At 50.9% G+C, this 12,429-nt stretch carries 13 protein-coding genes; all 13 read right to left on the bottom strand.

From position 1 onward, the window contains the following. Positions 1–45: 45 nt before the first annotated feature. The 13 genes from FHT28_RS26005 to rfbF all read right to left on the bottom strand — a co-directional run bounded on the left by FHT28_RS26005 (position 46) and on the right by rfbF (position 12,061). Entirely contained in the window at positions 46–1,350 is a 1,305-nt protein-coding gene (locus FHT28_RS26005; protein WP_210255869.1) for a hypothetical protein, read from the bottom strand. 185 nt (positions 1,351–1,535) lie between these two features. Beyond that, on the bottom strand, positions 1,536–2,279 hold the full coding sequence (locus FHT28_RS26000; protein ID WP_113102890.1) for an ABC transporter ATP-binding protein: 744 nt from the start codon (positions 2,277–2,279) through the stop codon (positions 1,536–1,538). A gap of 37 nt (positions 2,280–2,316) precedes the next feature. Beyond that, positions 2,317–3,138 (bottom strand): ABC transporter permease, encoded by an 822-nt coding sequence (locus tag FHT28_RS25995; protein WP_348645020.1) that lies wholly within the window; start codon positions 3,136–3,138, stop codon positions 2,317–2,319. 168 nt (positions 3,139–3,306) lie between these two features. Next, complete coding sequence (locus FHT28_RS25990; RefSeq protein WP_168597753.1) at positions 3,307–3,609, bottom strand: hypothetical protein; 303 nt, start codon at positions 3,607–3,609, stop codon at positions 3,307–3,309. Further along, positions 3,609–5,231, bottom strand: coding sequence for an IS66 family transposase (locus FHT28_RS25985; protein WP_168597752.1), 1,623 nt, complete (start codon positions 5,229–5,231; stop codon positions 3,609–3,611). Before FHT28_RS25985 ends, FHT28_RS25990 begins: the two co-directional genes overlap by 1 nt. A 63-nt stretch (positions 5,232–5,294) precedes the next feature. Then, positions 5,295–5,642: an IS66 family insertion sequence element accessory protein TnpB gene (tnpB, locus tag FHT28_RS25980; RefSeq protein WP_168597751.1), complete on the bottom strand. Its 348-nt coding sequence runs from the start codon at positions 5,640–5,642 to the stop codon at positions 5,295–5,297. Then, entirely contained in the window at positions 5,639–6,007 is a 369-nt protein-coding gene (locus FHT28_RS25975) for a transposase (protein ID WP_168597750.1), read from the bottom strand. Before FHT28_RS25975 ends, tnpB begins: the two co-directional genes overlap by 4 nt. 223 nt (positions 6,008–6,230) lie before the next feature. Then, on the bottom strand, positions 6,231–7,352 hold the full coding sequence (locus tag FHT28_RS25970; protein ID WP_162734517.1) for an FkbM family methyltransferase: 1,122 nt from the start codon (positions 7,350–7,352) through the stop codon (positions 6,231–6,233). A gap of 72 nt (positions 7,353–7,424) precedes the next feature. Beyond that, positions 7,425–8,366, bottom strand: coding sequence for a glycosyltransferase (locus FHT28_RS25965; protein WP_168597749.1), 942 nt, complete (start codon positions 8,364–8,366; stop codon positions 7,425–7,427). Positions 8,367–8,372: 6 nt separating this feature from the next. Continuing rightward, positions 8,373–9,266: a glycosyltransferase gene (locus FHT28_RS25960; RefSeq protein ID WP_281408469.1), complete on the bottom strand. Its 894-nt coding sequence runs from the start codon at positions 9,264–9,266 to the stop codon at positions 8,373–8,375. Between the two features lie 38 nt (positions 9,267–9,304). Next, positions 9,305–10,183: an NAD(P)-dependent oxidoreductase gene (locus tag FHT28_RS25955; RefSeq protein ID WP_168597747.1), complete on the bottom strand. Its 879-nt coding sequence runs from the start codon at positions 10,181–10,183 to the stop codon at positions 9,305–9,307. Between the two features lie 11 nt (positions 10,184–10,194). After that, entirely contained in the window at positions 10,195–11,268 is a 1,074-nt protein-coding gene (gene rfbG, locus FHT28_RS25950) for a CDP-glucose 4,6-dehydratase (protein ID WP_168597746.1), read from the bottom strand. Between the two features lies 1 nt (position 11,269). Beyond that, positions 11,270–12,061: a glucose-1-phosphate cytidylyltransferase gene (rfbF, locus tag FHT28_RS25945; protein WP_113102897.1), complete on the bottom strand. Its 792-nt coding sequence runs from the start codon at positions 12,059–12,061 to the stop codon at positions 11,270–11,272. Between the last annotated feature and the right edge of the window lie 368 nt (positions 12,062–12,429).

The following is a 12,429-nucleotide window of genomic DNA, read 5'->3' as shown; positions in this document are numbered from 1 at the left end:
TCCCGTCGAACAGTAGTTTTTAAGCACGGCGGTCCACCCCTGCATTCAGTCCCTCTTCGCAAATATTTTCTTTGTAAACCGCAGTGGCCATGTAAGACGCCACGAGGATGAGTCCAAAACTGCCTGGACTTGCTCCTTTGCTCTCAACAATTCATCGCTGGATTCAGCAAGCTGGGAAGTCAGACTCTCAACTTGTCGCTTATTTGCCATTAGTTCGGATTTCACTTCAGAACATTCCTGCGACAATCGCGCTACGTGGCCATATGCGCTGTCTTCCCCTTTTTTTAACAGGGATACATAATGCTTCTTAGTTCCGGCTGTGTAGAACAGGAACTTATCGAGTTCTTCCAGCGCCTCTTTCTTTAGGCGCTCGACAAATTGGCACCCAGCCAAGGAGGAACCAGATGAAGCAACTCGCTTCATCCACTGCTCAATGTCATCGACAAATTCGCGAATATTATCGATATTTAAATCCGCCATTGTAAATTGAGCTTGCGCATCGGAAAGATCAACTGACAAGCCAGTTAGTGTAAGTAGCTCGTTCTCTTTGTTTCGCCGTAAGGCATCGTCACGCGCAATTTCATTGACATCCAAAACGGTATCCACTGCGTCGAAGGCATGTGCATAGAGATAGAGGTGATGGATGAGAAAGGTTTTGAACATCGCTGTGTCATCACACGCGACTTTTCGATCAGAATACCATTGATCGAGCGATCGCGAAAACTCATCGTGTCCAGCCATTCGAACAATTCTGTCAGTCATTTCAATAAAATACGGATTTCCTGCTAGAGCCTGAGATGAGTACGACGACCATTGGTGAAACAAATTGCGAACCAGCAAAACTGAGGGCGAGGAGTAAGCCGATTTAATTGCACGCGCTCGCCCCAAGGTCCGTGTGTCGGTCAGCACTGCTCTGCGGCCAAGCGAATTGGCGTTTTCGACCAAAGCATCAATGTGAGCACGTTCTGAAGCGCTAAGAATGCCGTCTAAGCCAGCCTCGGGAATGAACCGCTCATATGCCATCGAAGAGTCATAAGTCGCTATTCCCCCTTCAGCCTCAAACAATGGAACAAACTCAAAAAAATAGGGTGCAGATGGCGGATGACGCGAATTCCAGACACCGTCCCGATAGTTCATGCCGCGTGCTTGATCGACGGTCATCGATTTCAGTGCTTCGTGAAAAATTTCACAATACGCCCATGCCTCAGGCAAACGACGGAATCGACCCCACAACCACGTGCTGGAAGTTCGGAAGCTCGAATGAATGAAAATAGGAGCCGATTTTACCGAAGCGGGATCAATGGGCATCCAGCCACCAGATCGAGCCTCAAGTTGCCTATCATTGTCCATTTATGCCGCGCGTGTTATTGCGTTTATGACAATTTCTTAACACACGCAGGAACGAAAATGAACGACCTGTCAACACAGTCAGGCAGGGTCAATCCTTCGTCAAAATTCTCTAACAGGCCTGATCGTTAAATTCGACCATTTGCAAAAGTCGGCAATATTTGCCTTGCTGTTTGTACTATACCCGATCAGGTGCCAAAATAATTCTTCAGCACTTCAGTCGGCTCGCCATCCATGTGCACCCTCCCGTGCTCGAGCCAGATAACCCGGTTACAGTTTTGTGCGAGAAGTTCCTTGGCATGGCTTGCGATCACCAAGATCTGCGTTTTCTCAACCAGCTCATTAAGCCGCTTATTGGCCTTTGCTTTAAAACCTTCGTCGCCCGTCGCTAGCCACTCATCCATGATCAAAATTTCCGGTTGAAGGATTGTTGAAATAGAGAATGCCAATCGCAATTGCATGCCTGTCGAATAGGTTCGCACAGGCATTTCGAGAAAGCCGCCCAGTTCACTAAACTCTTCGATTTCATCGAGTCGCCTCTTCATTTCCTCTTTCCGGAAACCCAACAATGCACCCCGGAGGAAAATATTCTGACGACCAGTGGCCTCGGGATCAATCCCGAGTGAGATGTTGATTAGAGAGGTGCATTTTCCGTTTATATCTATCTTCCCTGAAGTTGGGGCATAAACACCCGTTAGAACACGCAGAAGCGTCGTCTTCCCTGAGCCATTATGCCCTATAAGGCCGACGCGATCATGTTCCTTTAACTCCAAACTGATAGAGTCCAAACCGCGAACGACAACCACACCGTGGCCTTCCGAATTGATTGAACCGCCAGTCGCCATATTCATGACGCGACTTTTGAGCGACCTACCCCGCGCGTTATAAATCGGAAAGTCGACAGTGACATTCTGCAATGAAATAGACGTCATAATCGCCTGTGCTCTCTGGGATCTTTGTTGATTCGGCTCACAGCCAATATGCGATACGGGTTCTGTATTTTCTCAGCAGCCAAAGCGCAAAAGACCAACCAACAATGGCGATGCCGGCCGTCGCGACCCAATTCGTGACGGTAACGGCCTGGCCAAGAAGCGGGTTTCTGACGACCGAGATCAGATGAAAGAATGGGTTGTAATCCAACATCGCATGCGAGGCGCTCTTTGGCAGGTGATCCGGCATCCACATGATCGGCGTCACATACATCATGACTTGCATGATATTCTGAACGATCTGAATAAGGTCACGGTAACGCGTGCACAGGATCGCAAGCACCAACGCGATCCAGGTCATATTCAGAGTGACGAGAACGAATCCAGGAACGATTAGCAACGCCGCAAGCCCGATTGACTTCCAAAATATCAGCAGAACAATTGGATATATTACCACGTTATGCGCGAGTATTACGGTGTTTCGATACCAAAGTCTCAGTATATATGTAAAAAATGGTATATCCAATTGCAATATTATTTCGCTATTGGATATAAAGCCGGAACATCCCTCGCTAACAATTTGATTGTAATAACCCCAAAATATCAACCCGACACATATGAAAGGGAGAAATTCGCTCATCGGAGAATTGAAGATCGTACCAAAAACAAGACCGAGCGCGCCGATCAAAACACCCATATTTATGGTTAGCCAGAACGCGCCGATGCGTGATCGTCTATAGCGCTGCGCGACATCCTGCCAACCGAGCAGTGCGGCCAAACGGAAATTCGACATCGCCTCGGCAATATCCCATGTTGCGCCGTGATAGCGCATCTCGTTCTTGGCGATTGTAAGATTCGTCACAGGCAATCCATCATCAGTTTCTTGCTTTGCCTCAGCAATAGAGACATGCAGTCCTTTTTAAGGCGCCCCCTGGCAAAGCATGGAAGCTGCGAATAACCCTTTGTGCAAATATGCGCAAGACCCCGCCGTTTCTTGCTCAACAGCCGTCACACCGTAACGGCCCGGTTGTTACCGCGTAGATTTTGCCTTGATACGAGCGATCGCATCTGGATCCGCCAAGATTTCAAAGTCGTCCAGGAATTCGGCCCAGGTGGCAGGAGACCTGCGTGCCTCTGATAGCATGTGTGTGAGTTCGTCGATGCCATCGTCGGTCAAGGCGGTCACCGATGCATCGTCGCCTTCTATGACACTGATGATGCTCCCATATGTCAGATTGTCGGAGTTCGAGACGATCGCCTGCAGAAGCTCCAAGTCCTCGCCGAGCATCTCTGCGACATGGCTGAGGGTAAAGACATATGTGATGGTGGCCATCAGGCAGCTTCAGCGCGGATCGCCGTAATAGGAGCCCAATTCCACGGAAGCAATTCGTCTAACCGATTGATCTTGTGATCGTGGATACGATCGAGCACGTCAGCCAGATAGGCCTGCGGGTCAAGACCATTCATCTTGGCCGTCTCGATGATCGTCATGGCGCGTGCCAACGTTTCCGCTCCCGTGTCGGCTCCCGCAAAGAGCCAGTTGCGTCTTCCAACGCCTATCGGACGCAGGGCCCGCTCAGCGGCATTGTTGTCGATCGCAACGCGACCGTCTTGGAGGAACAGGCAGAGCGATGCCCAGCGGCTCAAGCCGTATCGGAACGCAGCAGCCAGATCGCTTTTGCCAGGAATGCGCGTCAGTTGAGCCTCAGCCCAGTGGCGCAATGCATCGACCTTTGGCTTGCTTTGGGCCTGACGCGTGGCAAGACGTATATCAGGAGGCTGGCCGTTGATGCCTCGCTCGATGTCGTAAAGAGCACCAATACGATCGAGAGCCTCGCGGGCGATCTCGGATTTGTTCGATATCCAGATGTCGTGGAAGTCTCGTCGCCAATGGGCCCAGCAGGCCGCCTCCTTGAAGCGAGACGTTCCATCCTCTCCAGGTGAGTACAGCTTGCCGTAGCCTTTGTAGCCATCAGCCTGAAGGATGCCGCTTGATTGCTTGAGGTGGCGGTGGACGTGCTCTTCTTTCCAGTCAGGAGCAAAGTAGTAGACTGCACCGGGCGGGGAAGTGCCAGCCCAGGGGCGCTGATCGCGCACATACGTCCAGAGCCTGCCCTTCTTCACACCCTTGCCCAAGCCCTTGTCTCGCAGCGAGCGATCCAGCACCCGGATCGGGGTATCGTCCGCATGGAGCAGGTCGCTTGCCATGATTGCAGCTTCGATCCGTGCGATGAGAGGCTGAAGGACCTGCATGGCGCGACCACACCAATCGACCATTGTGCTGTCGGGAATGTCGACACCCATACGGGCGAAGATCTCGTTCAGGCGGTATAGCGGCAAATGGTCATCGAACTTCGAGACCAGAATGTACGCCAAAAGGCCAGCGCCCGCCATGCTGCCAGGGATCGGGCGGCTGGGCGCAGGCACCTGCACCATCGTCTCGCAGCAGCGGCAGGACTTCTTCAATCGGGCGACCTCGATCACCTTCATCTGAGCCGCAATCATGTCGAGCATTTCGCTGGCGTCCTCACCGACAAGACGCAACTCACCTCCGCATTCCGGGCAGCAGGCGCCAGGATCGAGTTCTCGGCGCTCGCGAACCGCCGTGTCCGACACACGTGGGCGTCGGCGCATGATCTTTTCCGATGCATCCGCCAAGGGCACAACAGACGCCGTCTCATCGGCTTCATCGATCGGGGACGTATTGCCCTCAGCGGCGGCGATCAATAGATCCTCAAGCGCCAATTCCAACTGCTCGATTTCACGCTCGATCTTTTCGGAGGACTTGCCGAAGACCTGTTTCTTCAGCTTGGCGATGCGTAGCCGCAGTGTTTGGATTAACTGGTCGTGCGCCTGCAACGTCGCCGACATCTTCGCATTATCCGCCAGCAAAGCGGCAATCATTGCCTTGAGAAAGGCTGGATCGTCCGGGAGATTTGCCGTTGCGTTTGACATGATCCTGACTACCACAAGTCAAGGTAAATTGCCATAAAAACGAGTGGTTTCAGAGGGATAAAATCACCCGACACGAGCCGGTGGCGCCCCCCAATCCGGACGACGCCAATCGATCCCTTCCCACAACATCGCCAGTTGGGCCGACGTCAGTCGCGCCGTCCCGTCGGACGCCGAAGGCCATGGGAATCGACCTTTCTGCAAGATCTTGTAGTACAGGCAGAAGCCTTGGCCATCAAAATACAGCAGCTTCAATCGATCGCCTCGTTTGCCCCGAAAGGCAAATACCGCGCCGCCCGTTGGCTTCTGGTGCAGGACATCCTGTGCAAGGGCTGCCAGGCCTTCTATTCCTTTGCGCATGTCCGTGATCCCGCAGGCAAGATAGACCCGAACGCCCGTCCCAGGCCCGATCATGCTGCTTCCACTGCCCGGATGATTTGCGTTAGGGCGGCCGTATCGACCGCACTGCCGAAGCGAAGGGTGCGGCCGCAGCTCAATCGCAGTTCGACGAGCTCGGAGCTCCTTTCCCGGTCATCAGCGACATCCATCTGCACCGCTTCCATGTCGACCGGGATGAACAATGCATCCGATGACGCCGAGAGCAGTCCCTTCTTCTTCAGCTCGCTACGCCAAGCGTAAATCTGCTGGCGCGTAATATCGTGCTGATGGGCAACCTCTGTAATCGTCGCTCCACCATCTCCAACCGACATGACAATTGCGAGCTTCTCATCGTCGCGCCATCGACGCCGCCGCTCTTGCCCAAGAATTTCGACCCGCATCGCAATACCCGCATAAGACACGTCGCTAACGACGTCGTTAAACACGTGTCTTAGTCGATCAGCTCGTTAAGCGGCAGGCGGTGCCAATCGGGTGGTTACGTCACACCTCTAACTGAGGAACTTCTGCGAATTCCGCCACAACGGATTGGCCATAGTCGAATATACAACCCGCGACAACCGCAGAACACGAAATGGAGCATCTCCCGAAATGTCGCATTCAAAATCAAATATCTATGACAATAAATTTCGCAATCCGCTCAATTCGCTCGATAGGACAGATAAAGAAATTCGCCATCTTGTTCTCGTACTGGTCCAAATGGCCCCGAATTTCAAATACCTCTAGTTTCAACAATCGAGACCCGGGCAGTACAGCGTAAATCGCACGGCCTTCCAAAATTGGCGCCATCGTTTCTTCTATAGACGACACTTTTTCCCACGTGAGGCTGCATATTTCCAACAAGAATGCGCAGTCTTTTGACCGCCTGACTAGCTCAGCCGCACCACGCAGGATGAATGGCTCGTAACCTTCGGCATCGACCTTGATTAAGTTCGCGCAATCCAGTTGGCCCAAAATCGCATCAATTGGCTCCACAGGAACTGAAACGGATTTACTTAGCGATTCATGATCTTTCCTATAATAATTTCCCCCATCTTCCAAAAGAGACCCACTACCCAGTGCCTCATCCGTAAAATATAGTTTAGAAGTAGTACTTTCCTGCCCAGCAGCGATTGGATGGACTACACATCGACCTTGAAATCCGTTCAAGAGAACATTCTCGCGCAGATAATTTAACGCGACAGGATTTGGTTCGAACGCATGCACAATCCCGTCGGGACCTACCTGCGATCCAAACTTGATTGTGTAATATCCAATATTGGCGCCGATATCGACAATGGTCATGCCCGGCAAAATGTACTCGGATAATATGTTGTCTATATATGTTTCCCATGTGCCGCCGAGGATGATCCAGGGGCTTATTTCCCTCTCATCGGTCTTCACAAAAAACGGCAATCCAGTATCGAGCCAGGTCAATCCCCAACATTGACCGAGATAATAGTATGGGCGCGTCCGCGCGCGTATATCATCCCTGAAGCTTATATAATCGGCCTTATAGGCCGAAAAGTCATTTATGTGATGCCGCATCTCATCTCTAAGATTTAGAGAGGCACTCTTGTCTTTCGAGAGATCGTCCAAGCGGACTTTGAGCCCGTCAACAGTCTCTTGGAGGGCAGCCCCCTGATTCGAGATGTCGCCCAAAATGTCTCTGACGCCGGAACCCTTGAGCGCAAGTGCTACTCGTCTCTCGATAAATTGCCCGAGTCGCGCTTTCAGTTTTCCAATCATGGTAGACCCACACGGTTGAAGTGCGTTCCGAATTCGAGGCGTCAGTTGCAAATCGCCTTGCCGCTAAATTTTCTACGCTTCGCGAATGAACTTGATTAGTCTTCTTGTTGCCACCGGCAGCGCTTCGCGGCTCTTGCGGGCGATGCGGCGCGACTTTCTGACCAGCCTGAAGGGAAAAGAATTCCTTTGCTGCAAGGAACCGATACCACTCTTACCTGAATCTAGTCCGTTCTCGGCATTCACAAGATCCATCAGTAGAGCATTCGAGCCTATCTCAGCATTTCGTGACATTCGATATGGCGAATCCTCATCATGCCAGGAACACGAGAAATGGTGACAAATACTTGTGTTTTCTGTTAGTGCGTTGATCGCAAAACCCAATTTCCCATCCTTCATGGCCGGAGTCATCGGGGACCAATATTCCTGGGGCAAAACCTCCACGCCGCTTATCGAAATTGGTTTATCCAAATTCGGCGAGGTGCCCATGCCATCTGGGTTATGTCCGTTTTTCGCGAAATACAGCGCGGCAAGCTGGGGAGCCATAAAATAAAATATCTTGCGTCTCCAAATGGAAACTGGTCCCAGCCCCTCGTAAACGCTGCACATGAATTGAGCATATGCACCTGCCTTCTTCGAGATAACAGAATGCGCGGTATACCAACCACCCTCTCGATTATCGATACCGATCGCGGCGTTAAGCTCCGGACTCTGCTCCACCCTTTCTACGATCTGGTTGAAAAGTCCACCATTTACGATCTCAATATCCGCATCGAGATAAATTCCGCCGTGCTCTCGCAACACCCACCAACGAAAATAGTCGCTCAGAAATGCATGGTCTTTAAGCTCATACATCGTCCGCGAAAATTCGCAGATATCAAGCGGTAGGTTTTCGGCATTCCAATTGCAGATCTCATACTCTGAAAGCTGCTGCTTCCAAGTATCGAGATAGCCGATATACGGATCTGGCTTTCCATCGAAGCCAAAATATATCCGATGCAGCTTTTTGATCGTCATCGCTCTTCAGGCCTTCAGCTTATTCTTGATAATTCTTAACATCTCCACCGGATGCAAAAGAGCAAATCGTAGCGCCCTGCCAAAACTAATCTCACCCGAAGCATTCCGAAGGCCGCCGAACGCTTCCAACGGTGAACGAAAGACCCCACCCATCTCCCCATACTTTTCTCTACGCTCTTTTAGATAGGTGACGTACTCATCGAAACGCATAGGCCGTTGACGCAACTCTTGGCCTTCGGGATGCATTTCATCCACATTCAGGTTGGCGAACAGATGATAGACGCATGTGTTCTTTGTTTTAAAGAGATGGTCGCCTGCGATGGTGAATTTGGGAGAGAAATAATCCTGCGTATATATTTTAACTCTCGCAAATACCATCGGCTCATCCAGATTACAGAAGAACCCCTTGTTCATATGCTGACCGCGATCTCTGAAATAAAGGCCCATGAGCTGCGGCCCAATCAGACCTCTCTCTTCGCGCCAATGCCATAGCGAACTTGAAAGACACCGATCATACATATCAAGCATGAAATCAACAAGTTCGGAGTTGGGTTTCGCCGCAATAGTCTGAGCGGTTGGATGTCCATTCGATCGTTCTTCAACCCCAATGAATGCATCATATTCGTCGGAGGCGTAAAGTTCCTCTATCAGTCCGTGAAGTTTTTGTCCGTTCAAAATTTCACAGTCCGCGTCGATGTACATGCCGCCATACTGTTTCAGGGCCGCCCAGCGAGCATACTCCGATAAGAAAACAGGAGATCTAGCAGCGCTTGCCCGCCTCATCCATTCGTTCGCGTTCAGGTCAATGTTCGCCGTGTTCCATTTCTTAATTTCATAATCCGGCATTTCATCCCTCCATGTCTGAAGGAAATGAAGGAATGGATCCTCGTATGGAGGCATATCATCGCAGTAAACTCGGTGGAGAATTTTCGGATTGTTCATTGCGTCATCTCGTCTAGGGCAATGGCTTTAATCGCGTCATCAAACGAAACGTTCGGCTTCCAACCAGGCAGCAAAGGGTACCTAGGGGAAAACTTCATTATTTCATTTTTGCGATAAGGCTTATCATGGACGAGGGTCACGTCCGGCTTGGATAATAACTTTGCAATCGCCTGCGGGAGTTCACCAAGTTGATAAACGCTCGGTCCAAAAACCGAATAGATATTTTCCACAGGGTTTTCAAAACAGGACGGTGTTTCGAGCGCGTAGACAATGGATTCGATGGCGTCTTCCACATGCAAGAAACAGATTTCTTGCTTGCCGGGACTCATTGAAAATGGCTGCCCCTGAATGACGGCTTTGATCAAAGAGTTCAAAAATCGATCATGCGGCTGTTTGGGACCGTAGACGTCATAAAAACAAAGCGTACATACCTTCAACGCCTCTGATTGGTGATAATAGGTCAGCAGATCTTCGCAGGCTTTTTTAGTAGCGGCATAGAGCGTTTGCGGGGAATAGGTTTTGCCATCGACAGACGACGAGAAAGTGGAAATATTAATATATTTATTGGCGCCACTTGCATTTGCTGCTGAAGCTAGATGCAAAGGGAGTATCACATTTGCAGCTGCCAGAGCACCAACGCTGGAAAACTCGATGTCCTTCCGTAGGCTCGCGGCTAAGTGTACAACGGCCTCGGGACGCCAATCGTTGCAAAACTCCGCCAAATCATCCAACGTCGTATATGGTACGCGAGTAACATCATCAGTATCTGCCGCATGGCCCCGCGATAACACAGCGACTGTATCACCCCGCTCTACGAGACGCCGCACCAAAGCGGCCCCAACATACCCGGTCCCGCCCGACACGAGAATTCTCATCGATTCAACCTCTAAAGATAGTTATCCTTGATAAAAGTGTGCGACACGTTCGCCATATGCTCTCCTTGATGCTGATCCCGATACCAGTCCGCAGTCTGCGCAAGTGCCTCCGCAACGGAGAACTTCGGTCGCCAGCCCAATTTGTGCTCTGCCTTAGCGGGATCAATCAGTAGTAGGCCTGCTTCTTTGCCGAACGCACTAGCTTCATCGATAATGAGCGTTCCAAAGCCCAAGCGTTCAATAAATAACTCCACGACCTCCCGGACGGTCTTGGTTTCTCGGGAAGCAAAATTCCACGAACCACGGAATTCCGCAGGTTGATCGCGCAGGTTAGCCGCCAGAATCAAATAACCGAACAATATGTCAACGACGAATGTCCATGGGCGAACGGCCTTGGGCATTCGGATCGTAATCGATTGCGACGAGAAGAGCTCTCTAGCACAATCGGGAATCAACCGATTTGTTGACCAATCGCCGCCACCAAAAACGTTCCCGGCACGTACACTGGCCAAACCATATTTTTGGCAAAGGTCCGGGAAAGAGGTACTGTAAGAATGAAAGACAAGTTCAGCGGCACCTTTGGAAGCGGAGTAAGGGTCGTCGCCCCCCATCTCGTCATTCTCGATATAGGGGGCCGCCTGTTCCTTGTTCTTGTAGCATTTGTCGCTTGTGATAATGACGGCCGTGGTCTGGCTTCCCTCAGCCTTGAGAATCTCGAGGGCGTTTAAAACCCCTAAAATATTCGAGCTGAACGTGAGATACGGATCCGTATAAGAAATGGAAACGATCGGCTGCGCCGCCAAATGAAATATATAGTCAGGCCGCGCAGCAACAAATTCGTCGCGAAAGCGATTGAGGTCGCGCACGTCGCCAATGTGGGTCTGCGGATTCTTTATGAACGACAGCGTATTGAGCGCATAATAAGAGTGGCGCTTGTCAACCGGCTCGGCAAGCGAATAGCCGAACACATCCGCTCCGAGCAGGTCGAGAATTGTACAGAGCCAGCTCCCCTTGAAGCCGGTGTGACCTGTTACGAGAACACGCTTTCCCTGAAAGGGAGCGACTAAATCTTTTGTCGTGATCATTTTAGGATACTTTGCCTTTGACCCAAGGAGCGTTGCCGCTCTGATAGAGGCTCTCAAGATATTGCTTGTCTCTCAAGGTATCCATGCATTGCCAAAAACCATCATGAACGTAGGCTTTGAGCTGGCTATCGCTGGCGAGGTTTTGCAAGGGCTCCTGCTCAAATACACAGCTATCATCTGTCAGATAGTCGAATATTTGAGGAGTGAGAATGAAAAACCCACCATTAATGTAAAAGCCATCCCCAGTAGGCTTTTCTACAAATTGCGTGACTGTATTCGTCCCCTGTTCGATGCTTAGAGCCCCAAAACGACCAGGCGGCTTAACCGCAGTCACTGTTGCAACCAGGCCGTGCGATTTATGAAACGACTCTAGCGCGGAGATATTTATGTCAGACACGCCGTCGCCGTAAGTTACCGCAAAATGGCTCTCTCCCTCCAACAGCTTTTGAACCCGCTTCAAGCGACCACCAGTCATGGTATTTTCGCCGGTATCAATTACGGTTATATGCCAATCAGGCCTCGAGCGGTGCCCATCCACATAGCTTATTCCACCTGTTCTGAGATTGATGGAAATATCCTGAACGTGGGCCATAAAATTTAGGAAGTATTCCTTAATCATATGCCCTTTATAGCCAACCAGAACAATGAAGTCGTTTACTCCGTGGGCGGAATAAATCTGCATTATGTGATAAAGCATCGGCATTCCACCGATATCAACCAACGGCTTTGGCCTAACTCCGGTCTCCTCGGCTAGCCGAGTTCCGAACCCACCAGCAAATATTACCGCCTTCATTCTCGATCCACCCACACGTTTAACTATTTGGCGTCAACCAAATACAACCTAGACCACTAGCCAAGTCGCATTGCGCCTTCCATGCAACTTTCGCGCTTCTCGTTCCAAAAACTTATGTATACCCCAGACCATTGAGATTGTTGGATCCATACTCGCCATGAAAACCAGCAAGCGCACTCGCAAATGCCTCTAAAGCATTCCGGTGCCGATGTCCAATAGCAACCAATCCACAAATTAATCGACGCCGGGCCGCACGATGCACGTACCGCGATTCTGAACCGCGCCGGGTTTGCCGGAGGCCGTTTGGTTTAAGTTATGCGGCCATGGCTGGTTCGTCCAGCATGGCGTAGTGCTGCTCCTCGGCTTCG

This window comes from Rhizobium sp. SG570, from assembly GCF_012275345.1.
Taxonomy (GTDB): domain Bacteria; phylum Pseudomonadota; class Alphaproteobacteria; order Rhizobiales; family Rhizobiaceae; genus Rhizobium; species Rhizobium lusitanum.
This window is presented reverse-complemented; position numbering and strand designations above follow the sequence as displayed.

What these genes read in the sequence shown, in the direction of transcription:
- FHT28_RS26005 (WP_210255869.1), bottom strand. Translation starts at nt 1,350, where the DNA reads ATGGACAATGATAGGCAACTTGAGGCTCGATCTGGTGGCTGGATGCCC.
- FHT28_RS26000 (WP_113102890.1), bottom strand. Translation starts at nt 2,279, where the DNA reads ATGACGTCTATTTCATTGCAGAATGTCACTGTCGACTTTCCGATTTAT.
- FHT28_RS25990 (WP_168597753.1), bottom strand. Translation starts at nt 3,609, where the DNA reads ATGGCCACCATCACATATGTCTTTACCCTCAGCCATGTCGCAGAGATG.
- FHT28_RS25985 (WP_168597752.1), bottom strand. Translation starts at nt 5,231, where the DNA reads ATGTCAAACGCAACGGCAAATCTCCCGGACGATCCAGCCTTTCTCAAG.
- tnpB (WP_168597751.1), bottom strand. Translation starts at nt 5,642, where the DNA reads ATGATCGGGCCTGGGACGGGCGTTCGGGTCTATCTTGCCTGCGGGATC.
- FHT28_RS25975 (WP_168597750.1), bottom strand. Translation starts at nt 6,007, where the DNA reads ATGCGGGTCGAAATTCTTGGGCAAGAGCGGCGGCGTCGATGGCGCGAC.
- FHT28_RS25970 (WP_162734517.1), bottom strand. Translation starts at nt 7,352, where the DNA reads ATGATTGGAAAACTGAAAGCGCGACTCGGGCAATTTATCGAGAGACGA.
- FHT28_RS25965 (WP_168597749.1), bottom strand. Translation starts at nt 8,366, where the DNA reads ATGACGATCAAAAAGCTGCATCGGATATATTTTGGCTTCGATGGAAAG.
- FHT28_RS25960 (WP_281408469.1), bottom strand. Translation starts at nt 9,266, where the DNA reads ATGCCTCCATACGAGGATCCATTCCTTCATTTCCTTCAGACATGGAGG.
- FHT28_RS25955 (WP_168597747.1), bottom strand. Translation starts at nt 10,183, where the DNA reads ATGAGAATTCTCGTGTCGGGCGGGACCGGGTATGTTGGGGCCGCTTTG.
- rfbG (WP_168597746.1), bottom strand. Translation starts at nt 11,268, where the DNA reads ATGATCACGACAAAAGATTTAGTCGCTCCCTTTCAGGGAAAGCGTGTT.
- rfbF (WP_113102897.1), bottom strand. Translation starts at nt 12,061, where the DNA reads ATGAAGGCGGTAATATTTGCTGGTGGGTTCGGAACTCGGCTAGCCGAG.